Source organism: Pseudomonas sp. LB-090624 (genome assembly GCF_003205205.1).
Classification (GTDB): Bacteria; Pseudomonadota; Gammaproteobacteria; order Pseudomonadales; family Pseudomonadaceae; genus Aquipseudomonas.
Genome location: NZ_QJRL01000005.1, coordinates 194,131 through 209,184, shown reverse-complemented (window position 1 = coordinate 209,184; position 15,054 = coordinate 194,131). Strand labels below are relative to the sequence as shown.

Annotated in this window: 18 protein-coding genes; 3 read left to right on the top strand and 15 right to left on the bottom strand. The window is 57.3% G+C overall.

What is annotated here, in order from left to right:
• Window positions 1–142 precede the first annotated feature (142 nt).
• Entirely contained in the window at window positions 143–1,111 is a 969-nt protein-coding gene (locus DMX11_RS08140) for a threonine/serine dehydratase (protein ID WP_110744024.1), read from the top strand.
• 73 nt (window positions 1,112–1,184) lie between these two features.
• A complete protein-coding gene (locus DMX11_RS08135) occupies window positions 1,185–1,742 on the top strand; it encodes a RidA family protein (RefSeq protein ID WP_158286165.1) in 558 nt (185 codons plus the stop codon).
• Between the two features lie 167 nt (window positions 1,743–1,909).
• Here the strand turns inward: DMX11_RS08135 and DMX11_RS08130 are convergent, their stop codons facing one another.
• The 5 genes from DMX11_RS08130 to DMX11_RS08110 all read right to left on the bottom strand — a co-directional run bounded on the left by DMX11_RS08130 (window position 1,910) and on the right by DMX11_RS08110 (window position 5,452).
• Window positions 1,910–2,290 (bottom strand): RidA family protein, encoded by a 381-nt coding sequence (locus tag DMX11_RS08130; RefSeq protein ID WP_110744022.1) that lies wholly within the window; start codon window positions 2,288–2,290, stop codon window positions 1,910–1,912.
• Window positions 2,291–2,429: 139 nt separating this feature from the next.
• Window positions 2,430–3,158 carry an amino acid ABC transporter ATP-binding protein gene (locus tag DMX11_RS08125; RefSeq protein WP_110744021.1) on the bottom strand — a complete coding sequence of 243 codons (729 nt, stop codon included), beginning with the start codon at window positions 3,156–3,158 and terminating at the stop codon, window positions 2,430–2,432.
• Complete coding sequence (locus tag DMX11_RS08120; protein ID WP_063426003.1) at window positions 3,136–3,870, bottom strand: amino acid ABC transporter permease; 735 nt, start codon at window positions 3,868–3,870, stop codon at window positions 3,136–3,138. The genes DMX11_RS08125 and DMX11_RS08120 overlap by 23 nt, the downstream gene beginning before the upstream one ends.
• 3 nt (window positions 3,871–3,873) lie before the next feature.
• Window positions 3,874–4,575: an amino acid ABC transporter permease gene (locus DMX11_RS08115; RefSeq protein ID WP_110744020.1), complete on the bottom strand. Its 702-nt coding sequence runs from the start codon at window positions 4,573–4,575 to the stop codon at window positions 3,874–3,876.
• A gap of 55 nt (window positions 4,576–4,630) precedes the next feature.
• Window positions 4,631–5,452: an ABC transporter substrate-binding protein gene (locus DMX11_RS08110; protein ID WP_110744019.1), complete on the bottom strand. Its 822-nt coding sequence runs from the start codon at window positions 5,450–5,452 to the stop codon at window positions 4,631–4,633.
• A 172-nt stretch (window positions 5,453–5,624) separates the two neighbouring features.
• Between DMX11_RS08110 and DMX11_RS08105 the strand changes: the two genes are divergently transcribed.
• Window positions 5,625–5,975 (top strand): cation:dicarboxylate symporter family transporter, encoded by a 351-nt coding sequence (locus DMX11_RS08105; RefSeq protein ID WP_158286164.1) that lies wholly within the window; start codon window positions 5,625–5,627, stop codon window positions 5,973–5,975.
• Between the two features lie 83 nt (window positions 5,976–6,058).
• Here DMX11_RS08105 and DMX11_RS08100 read toward each other — a convergent pair whose 3' ends face one another.
• The 10 genes from DMX11_RS08100 to DMX11_RS08055 all read right to left on the bottom strand — a co-directional run bounded on the left by DMX11_RS08100 (window position 6,059) and on the right by DMX11_RS08055 (window position 15,044).
• Window positions 6,059–6,970 carry a LysR family transcriptional regulator gene (locus tag DMX11_RS08100; RefSeq protein ID WP_110744017.1) on the bottom strand — a complete coding sequence of 304 codons (912 nt, stop codon included), beginning with the start codon at window positions 6,968–6,970 and terminating at the stop codon, window positions 6,059–6,061.
• 74 nt (window positions 6,971–7,044) lie between these two features.
• Window positions 7,045–8,277, bottom strand: coding sequence for an OprD family porin (locus DMX11_RS08095; RefSeq protein WP_110744016.1), 1,233 nt, complete (start codon window positions 8,275–8,277; stop codon window positions 7,045–7,047).
• Window positions 8,278–8,358: 81 nt separating this feature from the next.
• The gene (locus tag DMX11_RS08090; protein ID WP_110744015.1) at window positions 8,359–8,760 is read right to left on the bottom strand and encodes a hypothetical protein; all 402 of its coding nucleotides are present in this window, start codon (window positions 8,758–8,760) and stop codon (window positions 8,359–8,361) included.
• Window positions 8,750–10,126 (bottom strand): acetyl-CoA carboxylase biotin carboxylase subunit, encoded by a 1,377-nt coding sequence (accC, locus tag DMX11_RS08085; RefSeq protein ID WP_110744014.1) that lies wholly within the window; start codon window positions 10,124–10,126, stop codon window positions 8,750–8,752. The genes DMX11_RS08090 and accC overlap by 11 nt, the downstream gene beginning before the upstream one ends.
• Complete coding sequence (locus DMX11_RS08080) at window positions 10,119–10,553, bottom strand: acetyl-CoA carboxylase (protein WP_110744013.1); 435 nt, start codon at window positions 10,551–10,553, stop codon at window positions 10,119–10,121. Before DMX11_RS08080 ends, accC begins: the two co-directional genes overlap by 8 nt.
• The gene (locus DMX11_RS08075; RefSeq protein ID WP_110744012.1) at window positions 10,553–11,335 is read right to left on the bottom strand and encodes a LamB/YcsF family protein; all 783 of its coding nucleotides are present in this window, start codon (window positions 11,333–11,335) and stop codon (window positions 10,553–10,555) included. Before DMX11_RS08075 ends, DMX11_RS08080 begins: the two co-directional genes overlap by 1 nt.
• Before the next feature lie 15 nt (window positions 11,336–11,350).
• On the bottom strand, window positions 11,351–12,316 hold the full coding sequence (locus tag DMX11_RS08070; RefSeq protein ID WP_110744011.1) for a biotin-dependent carboxyltransferase family protein: 966 nt from the start codon (window positions 12,314–12,316) through the stop codon (window positions 11,351–11,353).
• Window positions 12,313–12,999 carry a 5-oxoprolinase subunit PxpB gene (gene pxpB / locus DMX11_RS08065; protein WP_256590533.1) on the bottom strand — a complete coding sequence of 229 codons (687 nt, stop codon included), beginning with the start codon at window positions 12,997–12,999 and terminating at the stop codon, window positions 12,313–12,315. Before pxpB ends, DMX11_RS08070 begins: the two co-directional genes overlap by 4 nt.
• 72 nt (window positions 13,000–13,071) lie before the next feature.
• Window positions 13,072–14,403 (bottom strand): MFS transporter, encoded by a 1,332-nt coding sequence (locus DMX11_RS08060; RefSeq protein WP_218278950.1) that lies wholly within the window; start codon window positions 14,401–14,403, stop codon window positions 13,072–13,074.
• Entirely contained in the window at window positions 14,400–15,044 is a 645-nt protein-coding gene (locus DMX11_RS08055; protein WP_110744010.1) for a DUF4286 family protein, read from the bottom strand. The genes DMX11_RS08060 and DMX11_RS08055 overlap by 4 nt, the downstream gene beginning before the upstream one ends.
• Window positions 15,045–15,054: the final 10 nt, after the last annotated feature.

Below are 15,054 nucleotides of genomic sequence, written 5' to 3'. Positions count from 1 at the left end.
GGGGAACGTGAAACACACGTACCGCTTGCTCTCCACGTTCGTGCGTAGAACAAGTGCCAAGTATCAACCCTGGGAGGCCAAGCAGCCGCAGTTATCTGGCTTTGGCTGGCGTCCCGATACAAAAACTGAGAATAGGTGACCTATGTTTTCGTACGACGATATCCTGCAAGCCCGTGAACGCATCAAGCACCGCATCGTGGAAACGCCAGTACTGTCTTCCCCGATGCTCAACGACATGGTCGGAGCGGAAATCTACGTAAAGGCCGAATCCTTGCAGTTGACGGGCTCGTTCAAAGTTCGTGGTGCGCTGAACAAAGTCATGTCACTGTCTGCTGAAGAACGCGAGCGAGGTGTACTGGCTTACTCCTCCGGCAACCACGGGCACGCCGTCTCGGCGGCTTCGAAGATTGTCGGGACCAAAGCTACCATCTGCCTGCCCTCGTTCGCCCCCGCAATCAAAGTCGCCAATTGCCGCTGGTGGGGGGCGGAGGTTGTTTTTTACGATGCCGAAACCACTGACCGGGAAGAATTTGGTGCGGCATTGGCCGCAGAGCGCGGGCTGACCTTGGTCAAACCTTTCGACGACTACCTGGTAATGGCTGGCCAAGGCACCGCAGGCCTCGAACTATGCGAGTTTCTGAAGGCGCGCGACATCGATCTGGACATGATGCTCGTCAACTGCAGCGGTGGTGGCCTGACCTCGGGCGTTTTTGCGGCAGTCAAACATCATTTCGATAATGTCGAATACGGCGTCGTCGAACCCGTGGGTTACGAGAAAGTTGCCCGCTCCCTCAGCAGCGGTGTGCCTCAACGTAATGATGTTATCCGGCCGAACGTCATGGACGGCATCCTCGGCCCGGTAATGGGTGCCTACACCTTCCCGGTCATCCGCGACTGTAACCCTACCCCATACGCAGTTACCGAAGAAGAAGCCCTGAACGCAGTGAAAGTTGCCTTCAAAACCTTGAAGTTGGTGTTGGAGCCTGGGGCGGCCGTGTCGCTGGCTGCGATTCTGGCGGGCAAAGTTGATGTGCGCGGCAAGAAAGTGGCCTTGATCGGCTCCGGCGGCAATGTCGACCCGGAAATGTTCACCCGCGCACTTGCCGTTTAAGCGCAACAGCCCACACCCCATTGCGACCACGCATCGCAATGGGGTGTGTTTTTTTCAGCTAGGTAAGCATGCATTGTCGGCACCGCTGGCGTCTGGCTCAACCAATACGCGCGGCGAAACCGGCATGCACGCCTTACCTCGAGACTCGGTGATCATCATGGATGCCATTTTACAACGCTTGACGCAGTTGGGCCTGACACTGCCAGCATTCAATACCCGCGGTGGCAATTACGTTCAATTCACGCGCCACGACAACCTGATCTTTGCTGCAGGGCAAGTGTGCCTGGTTGACGATGTCCTGAAGTATCAAGGCACCGTCGGCGTGGAAGTTACCCTGGAACAAGCTCAGGACGCGGCGCGCCTTTGTGCGCTCAACCTTCTTGCCATTGCGCATGCCGCCGCTGACAGGCAGCTGGATCGTGTGCGCGTGCTTAAAGTCAACGGATACATAAAGTGCCTGCCCGAGTTCACCCAGCAGGCGAAGGTGCTGGATGGCGCGTCGAACCTGTTCATCGAGCTGTTTGGTCAGGAACGTGGTGGTCACGCCCGCGCGGCAGTCGGTGTAGCGGCTCTCCCGCGGGGTGCGCCGGTCGAAGTTGAAGCAGTCTTTGCAATCGATAGCGCGCCCTGAGTGCTGCCACAGCCTATCGCAATACAATCATCGCCATTGCCAAACGCTTGACTCCATTCCCTGTCGAAGCTCAACAGGGAAACGACCTCGATGCCCCCCGTGCGGGGGCCAATGAACGTAACTACGGCACCCTCCCCCTCCCTCGCCACGGGTGCCGGCGCTCAGCACTAAGCGCTCACCCTTGCAGCCATGGCCGTAACTTCGACCCGCATCCCAGGTTTTCCCAGGGCCGCAACCCCTATGCCGGCACGAACTGGCCAGGGGCGCGAGAAGTAGCGTTTGTAAACCTCGTTAAAACCTGCCCGATCCTCTGGGTGGGTGAGGTAGATAGTCAGATGAAGGACGCGCGCCATTGAACTACCGGCCTTCTCTAACGCCTGCTTGAGTGCAAGCAGGGTGCATTCGCTCTGCGCGTGGATGTCGCCAAGCTCCATCTCGCCGTCAGGCTTCAGCGGAATTTGCGTGGTGATGATCAGGTCGCCGAACAAGGCAACATCGGACGAGATAGAACCGGGGTCAGCATCCGGGATAAACGCTATATCATGCATCAATACACCCTCTACTCAACAAAAAAACGGGACCTGACCCGATGGGTAGATCCCGCTGAAAAAGCCACCTGTTTGCGCCTGCTCGCAGATGGCATCAGGCCTGTTCGCAGTAATGACTTGCCGTCACCTGCTGCCCAGATCAGTGCGCGCGCAAATCCGAAATGAACGCTTTCGCCCGAGCATGTTGGGGGGCGGAGAAAAAGCCCACGGGGTCATTTTCCTCCAAGATTGCGCCCTGATCCATGAACCAGATCCTGTCCGCCACTTCGCGGGCAAAACCCATTTCATGTGTCACGCACATCATGGTCATTCCTTCCTTGGCCAGCGCCTTCATGACACTGAGCACTTCCCCCACCATTTCAGGATCGAGTGCACTGGTCGGCTCGTCAAAGAGCATCACCGGTGGATTCATCGCCAGCGCCCGGGCAATGGCTACGCGTTGCTGCTGGCCACCTGAGAGTTGTTGTGGGTAAGCCTGTGCTTTATGCGCCAGGCCGACCCGATCCAACAACTCCATCGCCTGGCGCTTTACATCAGCTTTGCTCTGCCCGCGCACGGTGATAGGGGCCAATGAAACATTATCCAACGCCGACATATGAGGGAAAAGGTTGAACTGTTGAAAGACGAACCCCACCCGCGTTCTGAAGTCATTCAAATCCAGGCCTTTGGCATGGATATTCTGGCCGTCTAGAAAAATATCACCACGCTGAATTTCTTCGAGGCGGTTGATGGTCCTGATGAGGGTTGATTTACCCGACCCTGACGGCCCGCAAATCACGACCACTTCACCTTTTTTAACCTCGGCATTGACGTCGACCAAAGCCTGGTAGTCGCCGTACCACTTACTAACCTTGGAGAACTGGATCATTTGTTTTACTCCGACTTGCAGTGTTGACACCGAGGCGTTTACGGGTGATGCGCTTTTCAAGGGTTTGTGCCAGCTGGGTCAAACAGAAGCACACGACAAAGTACACCAGCGCCAGGATCAGGAAGACCTCGAACGGTTTGGTCAACAGTTGTGTATTGATCTGGTTGGCGGAGAACGTGAGTTCCTGCACGCCAATCACGTAACCCAGCGAAGTCTCCTTGATCGTCGAGATGAACTGGCTGATGAGGCTAGGTACCATGTTGTACAAGGCCTGTGGCAGAATCACCTTGATCATGGTTTTCCAGTAGCTAAGCCCCAGCGAACGTGCCGCCTCGGTTTGCCCCTTGGGCAGAGATTCGATGCCGGCACGCACTACCTCCGAGAGATAAGCAGCTTCATAGACGATCAGCGTGCACAACAGCGCCGTGAAGCCGCTCACAGTGTGCCCTACCATCAGCGGCACCAGGAAATAACTCCAGAAGATCATCATGACCAGCGGCAGCCCGCGTACCACATAAACCAGGACCGTCGCTGGCACCCGAAGGGCCCGCCATGGCGATACGCGACACAGCGCAATGGCCACGCTCAGCGGAAACGAAATGAGCAGCCCGAGTACCGAGAGAATCAGCGTCAAGGCGACCCCGCCCAACACGCCCTGCGGATATTGCCCGACGAGAATCTGTTGCCAGTAAACTTCAATGATTTCCCACATACATCACCTCGCCGGAATACGCGCCTGATGCGCAACATAACTACCGAGCCACATCAAGCTCAGTGACACCATGAGGTAGAACAACGTGGCAATCAGATAAGCCTGGAAGGTGAGGAAGGTCTGATTTTCGATATCCCGTACCGCGTAGGTCATTTCAGCAGCGCCGACGGCCATCGCCAAACTGGTATTCTTGAACAGCAAGACCGTGTGGTTGATGAAAGGCGGGGCACAGACACGTAACGCTTGCGGCAAAATTACATGACGCATGGACTTGAGATAACTCATGCCCAACGACCGAGAAGCCTCGTGTTGACCATAAGGAATGGAACGCAGCCCGCTGCGTATGTCTTCGCAGAAGTAAGCCGCCATGCACAGGCCGATGGCGATGGCCGGGTAGATGAACTCACTGCCTAAGGCACTCAGTTGGTCCTGCAGGGCGATGGGCAGAATGTTCGAGACGCCGAAATACCAGAGCAGGATGTGCACAAGCATGGGCACATTGCGTTGAAATGCGACATAGCTCGCTACTGTTTTCTGGCAGACGATGTTCTTCGACTCACGGACCATAGCCAGCAGGACGCCCAACGCCACCGCCAGAATCCAACTGAACAGCGTCAATTTCAAAGTGAGGACCAGCCCATCCAGCAGCAGAACGTCGTACGGCGGTTTAAACAGCGTGATGAAGGCATTCAGAAAGTTTTGCATGAGACGACTCCAGCTTGGCTGGCGAGCGCCAGCCAATACTCAAACACGTGAATCGTTAAGGTACGATCGGCTGTACCTTGAAATTCCGTTCCATGCTGTAGATCGTTCCTTTACCCATCCATTTCTGGAAAATCTGGTCGGCCTCACCTGAAGACTCCATCTCGCTCAGGGTTTCGTTGACCGCTGCCAGCAATTGTGGCTCACCTTTCTTCACCCCAAGGCCCCAGTGCTCTTGGCCAATGGGCTTCTCCAAAACGACGATTTTGGAATTGTCGCCCAATTTGGCGATGAAGCGTCGCAGCATCGCTTCGGTCAAGCCAAAGCCATCAACCTTGCGCTGAGCCAACGCCATGAAGGCAGAGGGTGCGTCGTCGTAGCTGACCACTTTTGCCCCAGGTATTGAGGCGCGAATCATGACCTGCGTACTAGAGCCCTTGATCGAGCTGATGCGCTTGCCATCGAGCTCGCTGAGCGATGTGTAGTTAGCACTCTGCTGGACTGCCAGCTTCATTTCGCTCAAGAAATAACTGTTTGAAAAGTCCACCTGCTCAGCGCGAGCCGGCGTGTAACCCAACACAGCGGCAAGGACATCCACGCGGCCTTGAGAAAGCTCAGGAATGCGCGCATCCAGCGACAACTGACGGAAATCGGGTTTGACACCCAGATGCTTAGCGAGGGATTTGCAGAAATCGACGTCATAGCCAACCAGTTCACGGCTGGCGGGGTCAACATAACCGAAGGGCTCAAGCGTGCTGAGCACACCACACACCAACGTCCCGCGGGCTTTGATGTCGGCAAGTTGATCAGCTTGAGACTGAAGAGAAACAAGGGCAAACAGGGCGGAGACGGTGAGCATGCCCACGGCTTTCATTTTCATTGTGTTCCTCGCTTTTTGTGTTGAGCAGTTTGAAAAAAACATCGCTCGAGCTTTTGTTTTCGAGGTGTGGCTCGTGTGTAGAGATTTTTACAGCAGCTCCCCTAGGAAGCATAGTGATAAAAGCTGAAGGAATAATATTCCAAAATACGATACTTCAAGTGATCTTGGGGGCGTGGGCATACAGCTCAGGCTAGCTGCTGACGTCAGACTCCACAGCCTTCATGCTACCGCGGTCCCGCTGCCAGCAGCGGGAGGCCATCAAGGTGTCGCAGGCCTGATACTTGGGATCGTTCCGGACAACATCATCGACTCGAAGGCCAAAGGCAATCTAATGCCTGTGCTGTTCTTCGCGGTCATGTTCAGCCTGGGCCTGTCCGGCCTCCCTTCGGAGCGCAAGGATCCGGTGCTGGCGCTATCCAGCGCGAGCTCCACTGCGGTCATGCCGCAACTGATGGCCAAACTCGAAAAGTTTGGTGCGCCGAGCCTGGTCGCGAGGGCGAGCATGGTGTCCGCGTGGTGTTAAGCGGACACTATCGCCCTTAAGAATAGAGCCATCGAACGCAGGCTCTCAAAGATCTGGTTTACCCATTCAGCCGGCACTCAGCATTAGGTGGCTGCGTACGGGGGCACAAGTGCCCGCACGTACTGATCGCACTCTACGCACGCCAGCTCGGCGACCAAGCGGATGGCCTCGGATGAATGCGCTTGGGTATAGCTTACAACCAAGGGTTGGTTAGGAATTGCCAGCCCGCAGTCCACCAGCCTTACACGCCCCGACTCGATGGCATAGCGCACCGGCGCAAGAGGCACAAACGCATTGCCAAAGCCAGCCTCAACCAGTTGCACGAGTGCTGAAATAGAGCTGACATGATGGGTTTTGCCAACCGGTAGGCTGAACCTGCGATACAGCTCCTTGAGGACCAGATGGGGTTGTGAGTTCTGGCTCATGGTAATGGTTGGTTGGCCGAGTAAATCAAGAATGGGCTGCTGGGCACTGATCATGGCCTGATTGCTGACTATCCATCCCGTTGCGATTGAGAGGCACGGGATGCTGGTGATCCCGTCACCTTCAATCGGATGCGTCTGCAGCGCAATGTCGATCATGCCATCACGCAAAGCTTTGTGAACGCCGGCGCTGGTCTCCGAAGTCAGTTGCACCTCGATGCCAGGGTAGGTCGACTGCAAGCGTTTCAGAAAGTCGATCAACCAGGTATGCACCACGCTGTCTACAGCACCAATACGCACCAATCCCAAAATTTCGTGACTTGGCCGACCGAGGTGACGGATCTCTTGTTCGAGATCCAGTATGCGCTCGCCATAGTCGACCAGCCGCGCGCCGACCGCAGTCAACTTGAGCTCTCTGGTCTCCCGCTCAAATAACCGAGCACCGATCTCTTCTTCCAGTGAAGCGATCCGGTTGGAGATGGCAGCCTGGGTCAGGTGCAGATGCTCGGCCGCGGCTCTGAAACTCTTCAGCCTCGCAATCTGTAGGAATGCCTCGATGAAACGCGTATTCATTGATTCCCCACGAGCTCGATCCGGCAGATAGCCCCGCTGCTAAGCGAGGCGTTCGGTCTAGGGTCGATGATCCATCAGAACAGGCTCAGTGGGTAGCTGATCACGAGGCGGTTTTCGTCTATATCATTACCGAAGGTTGAACGGACGGTGGCGTTGCGCCATTTGATTGCGGCGTTTTTCCAAGAGCCGCCCTGAATGACATAGGTGAGCTCACTGTTGCGTTCCCATTCGCGTCCTTCGCCGCCGCTCGCAAGCTCAACTTGGTCGCCCCGTACATACCGGCTCATGAAACTCAGCCCAGGAACACCCCATGCGGCCAGATCCAGATCGTAGCGCACCTGCCACGAACGCTCTCCAGCATTGGAGAACTGCAGGATCTGCACGAAGTTAACGAGGTAGGGATCGGTTCCGTTTACATACGGATAAGCATCGCGCCCGCTCATCTTCTGGAAGCCCACACTCAATGTGTGATGCTTCTGGCGCAACCCTACCAACGCACCCACTGCCCTGTTGTCGATGTCGCGAAAGTCCTCTACCTCCCCCGCCTTCGCCCAGCGCAAATCGAAAGAGAGGTGTCGATCCGCCGTGAAATCGACGCGCCCTTGGTAATTGGCCAGCGTGTGTTGGTAAATGCCATCCAGCTTTCCGTAATACACCCGGAGTTGGCTTTTGTCATTCAGCGCATAATCCGCTCCATAAAGGGTGAAATCGTCGCTGCGCCCGCCATAGCGGCTGGTCAGCCTCTCCCAATCAGATGAATCTGAACCCATCGTCTTGGTCACGCGTGCAGCCTGAAGCGTGAGGCCCGCCAGCTCACTGGATTCCACCGTAGTGGCTTTGAACAGACCAGGTAGCAGACGAGAGTCGGCGCTTTGCAGCACGGGCTTACGAAAGGCCATGACACCCGAGCGAACAAGGGTCTTGGAATACTTCAGTTTGAAGCTCGCGCCCAGTCGGCTGAATTCATTATCCGAACTGCCGTCACGCTCAGTTGGGAACATGCCGGTGCCTGCGCGATCGGGGCTGGAATCGAGGTTGAGGCCGGTCATGGCGACGCCATCGATCCCCAGCCCAAACGCGCCTTGAGTAAATCCGGATTGGAGTGTCAGAACGGCGGCTTGACCCCATTCCCGTGCTTGGCTTTGACCGTTTGCACTGTTCCCTCCAGGCTGGCGAAAGTCTCGATCGAAGTACAGGTTTCTGAAGTCGACGTTTGCGCGGGTGTCTTCGAGAAAGCCAGCGGCTCTCAGGTCCGTTGCAAAGGTCAAACACAGGACAGCAGGTACCACGGGCCAATGTGCACGCATGCAGCGACCTCTTCTTCTTGAATAGATGAATACCGCGGGAGGGAGTGCGCACGATCAGGTCGTGCGCTTGCTGGCTTTCCCTTAGGAAGGGACCAGCCAGGCGATTGGCGACCCGTAGCCGACAAGCTCGCCGTCGACCGGGCAATAGCCGGCCATGACGCCGGCGGCTTTCACTTTGACGGGTTGAAGGGACTCACCAACCTGAATGAAGCCGATGATTGCACCCGCCTCGACAGGTTCGCCAACGGCCGCCAGAGCGACGCCCTGCAAAGGATGGGAAGACAAGAACCGGCCGGCCTTCGGAGCCTCGACCAAAGTATCCTGGTGACCCGGGACAGGCAGTTGAACCGCGTCCACGACAGGTGTACGGGAATATGACGCGAAGACCAGAACCACTGACTCCTGCTCTGTTTCGTACTCACATCGCGCAATACTTCGCCCCTGCAACTGCTCAACCAGTACCGTGAGTTCTTCAACGCTCATGAGGGCTCTCCGCAGACTGACCGAAGCCTTGTTCGAAAAGATGTTCCAAGTGATGGATGTTGTAGCCGCCAGCTGTGAAGCCAGGTTCATCCATCAACCGTCTGTGCAGTGGAATAGTGCATGAAATCCCCTCCAGCACGGTTTCTCCTAGTGCCTGGCGCATCCTGCTGACGGCCTCCTCGCGGTTGCTGCCATGGGTAAGCATCTTGGCCACCAGCGAGTCGTAATGGGCCGGTACTCGGTACCCGGAATACAAGTGGGACTCGACACGAACTCCCGGGCCGCCGGGTGGAAGCCAATGGTCAACTGTGCCCGGTGCCGGCGTGAACCGCCATGGATCCTCGGCGTTGATGCGACACTCAATCGCGTGCCCGGTCACGGCGACATCCTTCTGGCCGAACGACAGCGGCTCCCCCCGGGCGATTCGCAACTGCTCCACCACCAAATCGATACCGGTCACCAATTCAGTCACCGGATGCTCGACCTGGATTCGCGTATTCATCTCGATGAAGTAGAAAGCCCCGTCTTCGTAGAGAAACTCGAAAGTGCCCGCGCCGCGATAGCCGATGTGTACGCAGGCGTCGACGCAGCGTTGCCCGATCTCTGCGATCGCCTCTCGCGAAACACCGGGGGCGGGGGATTCTTCGATCACTTTCTGATGTCGCCGTTGCATGGAACAGTCACGCTCACCGAGCCATACCGCATTGCCGAATCCGTCTGCCAGAATCTGGATTTCGATATGCCGCGGATTTTCGAGAAACCGTTCGATGTAAAGGGTCGGGTTACCAAACGCACGATTGGCTTCTTCCCGCGTGGTAGTCACCGCCTGAGCCAACTGGCTTGGCTCGCGGACGATGCGCATTCCCCGCCCGCCTCCACCACCTGCTGCCTTCACAATCAGCGGATACCCCACATCTCGGGCTATGTCAGCCACCACCTGTGGGTTGCTAGGCAGAGCGCCGTCCGAGCCGGGCACGCAAGGCACGCCGGATTCCAGCATGGCCTTCTTGGCACTGACCTTATCGCCCATCAGGCGAATGGCTGCAGCGGTAGGGCCAATGTACACTCGACCGGAGCGTTCCACAGCCTCGGCAAACTCGGCACGCTCAGACAAAAAGCCGTAGCCGGGGTGGATGGCGCCCGCGCCGGTTAGCTCGGCGGCCTCCAGCAGGCGACCGATATCCAAGTAACTTTGAGCCGAGGCTGCGGGGCCAATACACAGTGTCTGATCGGCCAATTGCACATGGCGCAGATGGGCGTCTGCCGAGGAATGCACGGCAATGGTCCGAATCTGCAATGCCCGGCAAGCACGCAGGATTCTCAAGGCGATCTCGCCTCGGTTGGCGATCAAGACTGAGTCAAACATGGGTGTCCTCCATCGATTGCACCTCGAACAGCGGCGTCCCTGCCTCTACCGAGGCACCGTCCTCTACCAAGATGCGCACCACACGCCCGCTGCGGTCGCTTTCGAGCACGTTGAGCATCTTCATCGCCTCAATGATCCCTACCTGCTGGCCTTCCTCGATGGCAGTGCCAACATCGACGAAAGCGGACTCATCCGGCGAAGGGGCGCGGTAGAAAATGCCAGGCAATCCGGCATCGATGGTCCAACTCGATTGGCGTGTCGTGGTTGCCATTGATGACTGCGCTTCAGGTGGACGAGGCTGCATGGGGACCGTTTGACCCGACTCTCTCACCAACCGAATACGGGTGCCGCCTGCCGAGTATTCGATTTCACTCAATGCGCTGTTTTCGATCAGGCTGACTAGCCGTTCGACAAGGTGTTTGTCCATCAGCGGGATCCCTCAGCGAAAGCACAAACCTGAACGCCGGCCGACTCCAAGGTCTTGCGTAGTACCCGTGCCATGCTGATCGCACCTGGCGTATCGCTGTGCACACAGATGGTGTCGATATGAACTGGAAGCATGCGTCCGCTAACCGTTTCGATACCGCCTGCCTGAACCATGCGCAGCATGCGCTGGGCGGCGAATTTCACGTCGTGGAGCACTGCACCAGGCTCTTTACGATGAACCAGATGGCCGGCCTCGGTATAAGCACGGTCCGCGAAGACCTCTGCACGAGTTTCGAGGCCCATATCATTGGCAATCGGAATCATCAGTCCACCCGCGAATGTGACGCAGACGAGCTTGGGGTCGACGGCTTTGACGGCCTTGGCGATCGCCTTGGCAACCTCGGGGTCCGTTTGGGTGAGATTCCCGAGCGCACCATGGGCTTTGACGAACGTGATGGGGTGACCGGCGTAACTGGACAGCGCCACGGCTGCACCGACCTGGTAGGCAACGAAGCGCTCAATTTCGCCGGTCGTGTGCGGGATCACTCTTCGACCGAAACCCCACAGATCTGGAAAACCGGGGTGTGCTCCCACTGCTACGCCCTTGGCTTTGGCCTGGGCGAAGGTGGTCGCCATGATCTCAGGGTCGCCGGCATGCAGTCCGCAGGCGACGTTAGCAGAGGTGACGATGTCGAGGATGGCGTCATCGTCACCCATTTTCCAGGGGCCGAAGCCTTCGCCCATGTCCGAGTTGATATCGATGCGCAAAGTTTTGTTGTTCATTGTCTGTTCCTCGAATCAGGCTGGTGGGCTAACGCCCAGGTGTCGCTGAATGTTTGCGAGTGCCGCACGGTGCTGGGCAAGGGCTTCGATGCCTTCGGCTACCGTGACGGGCTTGAAATGGATGCTGCAGCCGACGCCTGCTTGGGCAAGGCGCCATAGGTCGCAATCGAGCACCGTGGCGATCTTTGGATAGCCGCCACAGGTATTGGCTTCTGCCAGTTGCACGATGGGTTGCCCCGCCGGCGGCACCTGGACAGTGCCCGGTGCAATGCCGTGGGAGAGCAACTCGATCGGTCGAATGGTCTGCAGGGTCTGGCCCTGGAGGCGGTAACCGACACGGTTGGCCTGCGGGGTGACTTCGTAGGCGGTGGAATAGAACGCGTCCAACGAAGTGGAGGAAAAGTCGTTAGCCTGAGCTGCAGCGATCGCCCGCACCGTCACCTGCTGGGCGCGCATAGCCTCTGCATGCTGCACACGCTCAAAGGGCAGGATGGCACGTCCTGTTGACGAAGGGCTTTGGGGCAACAGTTGAAGACGGTCACCACGATTGAGACCTCGTCCTTCATGACCACCGAATCCCGCCTTCAGATCTGTCGCACGGGAACCCAAATACACCGGTGCGTCAACACCACCCGAAAACGCAAGATAAGCCCTGACACCCAAGCGTGGGCGCTCAACCACCACCTGTTGGCCGGCCCTGATCTCCAGGCAAGTCCAACTGGGTACGGGATGCCCATCCACTTTCATCGCGCAGTGTGCACCGGTGCAACTGATGAGCACTTCGCGTTCCACCTTGAAACGGAACGGAAAGATGTTCACTTCAAGCCCTGCAGCGTTCTCCAGGTTGCCAACCAGCCAGTTAGCAATCATCAGCGCGGGCGCATCCATGGCGCCACTGCGGCTAACCCCCATCGCCATGCACCCCGAGCGCCCGAGATCCTGGACGAGGTTGAGCGCACCACCACTCAGTACTTCGATCATGACGCGACCTCCTGAACCAAGAACCGGACTTGGTCGCCGGGCAACAGCAGGCATGGCTGCTGTCTTTGAATGTCGAACAGATCGACGTCAGTACGCCCTATCGCGTGCCACCCTGATGGTGCGGTGCATGGCATTACGCCGGCCTGCGCCCCACCAATAATCACAGAACCTTTGGCAAGCTGTGCCCGCGGCGACGCTCTTCTGGGTTTGGCCAGTTCAGCGGGTAGCCCGGTCAGGTAGGCGAAGCCGGGCATGGAGCCGACACACGCCACCTCGTACGTCGCGTTACTGTGATAGTCGACCCACCGATCAATGCTGAGCCCCGCGTGCTCGGCGAGCATGGCCAGGTCCTCACCAGCTTCACCGCCGTAGCTCACCGGGATTTCCACAACCTGGGGGGCGGAAGGAAGCGCATCGGGATACAGCCAAAGGCTCTGAATCAGTTGTTCAATCGCCGAAGGCGAACTAACGAGCGGATCGAACATGACCAACAGATTGTTCACCCCGAGCACCACTTCACTGATCTGTTGATCAGCTTCCAGCGCGCGGGCGAGTGAAATAAACTTTCTTTGCACACTTGGCGAAAAAACCGACTGGCAACTATCTACAAGCACTGCACCACAACCTGACGGACTAAACAACAAGTCGGCGGCAGGCATTTCAATAATTTCTGTGTCTCGCATGGCTTGATCCCACAGCGAAGTTTTGACAGGCAAGCCCCATTGCACATCAGGAAGTTGCCTCTCTGTTTCGGATTATTCTTCTAGCGGTTTCCTGGCAGTTTCACGTGCGAATGCGAGCGCTATCAAGGTGATGATCAGCCCGCCAGCGATATATAGGCTGACTGCGAACGAAGACTCGTAGACCTTGAATATTCCCGTGATAACGAGTGGGGCCAGTCCGCTTCCGACAATGCCGGCCAACGTATAGGCCAACGACGAACCGGCATACCTCACACGGGTGGGGAACTGCTCGGTAACGAAAGCAGCTTGGGGGCCGAACATCATGGCCTGGAAAATCATGCCGACAATGACGGCCAGACAGATGAGCACGGGGGATGCGGTATCCAGCAGTACGAAGAACACGAACCCCCAGCCAAGCGATAGCACTGCGCCTGATGCATAGACCGGCCGGCGCCCTAGTCGGTCCGAAAGCATTCCGAACAATGGAACACTGACGGCATGGAACACGGAACCAATAATCGTGGCGGTCAGCGCAGTGGAGCGAGGCAAATGCAGTACGTTAGTCACATAAGCAAGCGTGAATACCACCAGCAGTGCGTAGACGATGTCCGAGCCAATACGTGCACCGCCCGCCACCAGCAACCGCCGCCAGTGCCCAACGAACACTTCCCGCACGGGTGCGTCGACTTTGGCTTCCTTCGCCTCGATCGACTTGAATACCGGTGTTTCATCGACACCACGACGCAGCCAGAATCCGAGCATCACCAACAGGACACTGGACAGGAATGGAATACGCCAGCCCCATTCCTGGAACGTCTCTGGCGTCATGACGTAAGTGATCAAAGCAATGAACCCGGCACCCAAAAGGGTCCCGCAGGCCGGTCCTACCTGTGTGAAGGACGCATTTCGACCACGATGGCGATCCTCCCCATGCTCCATGGACAACAGTACCGACCCGGCCCACTCCCCACCAATTGCCGCCCCTTGCAGGAAGCGCAGCAGGACCAGAAGGATCGGGCTCCAGATCCCCCACGTTGCATAGGTAGGTAACAACCCCATGAGCCCGGTCACCGTACCCATCAAGATCAGTGTCGCCACCAAAACCCAGCGCCGGCCAAGTTTGTCACCCAGGCTGCCGAAGACGATCCCGCCCAAAGGGCGCGAGACATAGCCCACCGCATAGGTGGAGAACGCAATCACGGTACCGGCCAACGGGTCGAATGAAGGGAAGAAAATGACGTTGAAGACCAGCGCCGCCATCAGGTTGTATACAGTGAAGTCATACCATTCAAGCGTCGTCCCGATCGAGCTAGCAGCGGCCAGCCGCCTGATGTCGGCGCGCTTGCCGGGTTGTTTGGAGCTGACGGGCTGTGACTGATCCACGGACGCGATCGTACTGTTCATCGACGCACCTCCCCACCCAAGCTATCGCTCAGGCTCTGATACACACCGAAATGACTGCTACCGGCTGGCAAATTGCTCAGGCTGGTTTGGACAGCCTGTCGCGCAGCGCTCTCGCTGGAGCACTCGACAATGAGCATGGGTGTCATCGGCTGCGGGTTACTGGCTTCCTGGGGCAACGGCAAGCTCAGCGATGGCACGGGGCGTACAAAGTAGCTCTGGATATAACCAGGCATCTCGAAAAAGGTTGATTGAAGCGTGTTCAGCGATCGAGGCTCAGTCGCATGGGTTGTTGCGACGACTGCCACCCACTTACCCCCAGGCTGATCAAATTGCCCAAATGCCTCACCGATGCGACGGGTAGGGTTTTGCATGAGCGGGAGCATTTTCTTGGACCAGACAGACTGGTACTTGAACGCATGTGCATATTCCGGGCAGTCGAAGGCAGCTAGGCCCTCGGCCCAATAGAGGGCTAGATATTTCGGGGAGTCGGAGGGCGATTTAAACCGGGTTGCCTTGACCACGCCGGCCATCGACGCACGGTCCGGAAGATGCTCTTCGTCGTACCAACGGTTGAATTCAACTTCATGCGCTGCATCAATGTCAGATGCAACAAATAACAGACCGAATGGTGAGCCGTTCATTGTTGTTTTC

What these genes read in the sequence shown, in the direction of transcription:
- DMX11_RS08120 (WP_063426003.1), bottom strand. Translation starts at nt 3,870, where the DNA reads ATGTGGGAAATCATTGAAGTTTACTGGCAACAGATTCTCGTCGGGCAA.
- DMX11_RS08060 (WP_218278950.1), bottom strand. Translation starts at nt 14,403, where the DNA reads ATGAACAGTACGATCGCGTCCGTGGATCAGTCACAGCCCGTCAGCTCC.
- DMX11_RS08080 (WP_110744013.1), bottom strand. Translation starts at nt 10,553, where the DNA reads ATGGACAAACACCTTGTCGAACGGCTAGTCAGCCTGATCGAAAACAGC.
- DMX11_RS08100 (WP_110744017.1), bottom strand. Translation starts at nt 6,970, where the DNA reads ATGAATACGCGTTTCATCGAGGCATTCCTACAGATTGCGAGGCTGAAG.
- DMX11_RS08055 (WP_110744010.1), bottom strand. Translation starts at nt 15,044, where the DNA reads ATGAACGGCTCACCATTCGGTCTGTTATTTGTTGCATCTGACATTGAT.
- DMX11_RS08130 (WP_110744022.1), bottom strand. Translation starts at nt 2,290, where the DNA reads ATGCATGATATAGCGTTTATCCCGGATGCTGACCCCGGTTCTATCTCG.
- DMX11_RS08095 (WP_110744016.1), bottom strand. Translation starts at nt 8,277, where the DNA reads ATGCGTGCACATTGGCCCGTGGTACCTGCTGTCCTGTGTTTGACCTTT.
- DMX11_RS08125 (WP_110744021.1), bottom strand. Translation starts at nt 3,158, where the DNA reads ATGATCCAGTTCTCCAAGGTTAGTAAGTGGTACGGCGACTACCAGGCT.
- pxpB (WP_256590533.1), bottom strand. Translation starts at nt 12,999, where the DNA reads ATGCGAGACACAGAAATTATTGAAATGCCTGCCGCCGACTTGTTGTTT.
- DMX11_RS08110 (WP_110744019.1), bottom strand. Translation starts at nt 5,452, where the DNA reads ATGAAAATGAAAGCCGTGGGCATGCTCACCGTCTCCGCCCTGTTTGCC.
- accC (WP_110744014.1), bottom strand. Translation starts at nt 10,126, where the DNA reads ATGTTTGACTCAGTCTTGATCGCCAACCGAGGCGAGATCGCCTTGAGA.
- DMX11_RS08115 (WP_110744020.1), bottom strand. Translation starts at nt 4,575, where the DNA reads ATGCAAAACTTTCTGAATGCCTTCATCACGCTGTTTAAACCGCCGTAC.
- DMX11_RS08075 (WP_110744012.1), bottom strand. Translation starts at nt 11,335, where the DNA reads ATGAACAACAAAACTTTGCGCATCGATATCAACTCGGACATGGGCGAA.
- DMX11_RS08090 (WP_110744015.1), bottom strand. Translation starts at nt 8,760, where the DNA reads ATGAGCGTTGAAGAACTCACGGTACTGGTTGAGCAGTTGCAGGGGCGA.
- DMX11_RS08070 (WP_110744011.1), bottom strand. Translation starts at nt 12,316, where the DNA reads ATGATCGAAGTACTGAGTGGTGGTGCGCTCAACCTCGTCCAGGATCTC.
- DMX11_RS08140 (WP_110744024.1), top strand. Translation starts at nt 143, where the DNA reads ATGTTTTCGTACGACGATATCCTGCAAGCCCGTGAACGCATCAAGCAC.